The organism is Nonomuraea monospora (assembly GCF_039531895.1).
Taxonomy (GTDB): Bacteria; Actinomycetota; Actinomycetes; order Streptosporangiales; family Streptosporangiaceae; genus Nonomuraea; species Nonomuraea monospora.
The window spans coordinates 1-766 of the sequence record NZ_BAAAQX010000110.1 but is presented as its reverse complement, the minus strand read 5'-3'; the positions used below and the strand labels follow the sequence as shown (position 1 = coordinate 766).

General features: G+C 70.4%; 1 protein-coding gene. It reads right to left on the bottom strand.

The genetic code is table 11. The features are described from left to right. The coding region (locus ABD331_RS60705) for a transposase (RefSeq protein WP_344496717.1) at nt 1–766 on the bottom strand (766 nt) is incomplete at both ends.

Below are 766 nucleotides of genomic sequence, written 5' to 3'. Positions count from 1 at the left end.
GCCGTCACCCGGGTGGCAGTGATGATCTCGCTGTCGGGATCCTCGGCGATGTGCCCCTTGAAACCGTCAAAGGAACGGGCCACCGTCTTGCGGCCGTGGCGCGCCTCGGGATCGACGGTGGAGATGATCCGGTCCTTGGCCACCTTGCGGGCGATCCGGAACACCCCGTCCTCGCCCTGCTCCAGGTCCTGACCCAGCACCGTGGCCAGCAGCCGGGCCGCCTGATCGACCTCCCCGGCCACCTTCCGCCCGTCCAGCACCGCCAGCAGCGCGAACCCATCACGGGCCCGCGAGTCGATCAGCGCCTCCCGCTCGGCTCGGTCGCTCCAGTCGATGACCGGCTTACCGAGATCGGTGTAGGCGTCCCCGCTGGAGATCACCGCCCGCAGCTCCACCCGCACCTCCCGATCGCAGGCGCGCAGCAGGCCCCGGATCGCCGACCGGATCAGCGTGATGGTGTCCTGGGTGGCCACCGCGTCATAGATCGGCGCCGAGTCCAGCACCCGCCGCCGCCCGATCAACCCGGCCTGCCCGGCCACCTCCACCGTCCGCTCGAAGATCCGATCCGGCCGATCGGAGGCGGCCAGCCGGGCCCGCATGTCCACCAAAACGGTGTGCACGAACCCGGGATGGTCGAAGTCCAGCCCGCCGGCGGCGTACTTCCACCGCACATCGAAGGCGAACCGATCCACCGCCTCCCGGTCCGACAACCCTTCCAGCCGCTGCAGCACCATCACCACCGCCACGATCATCGGCGGCACCGACC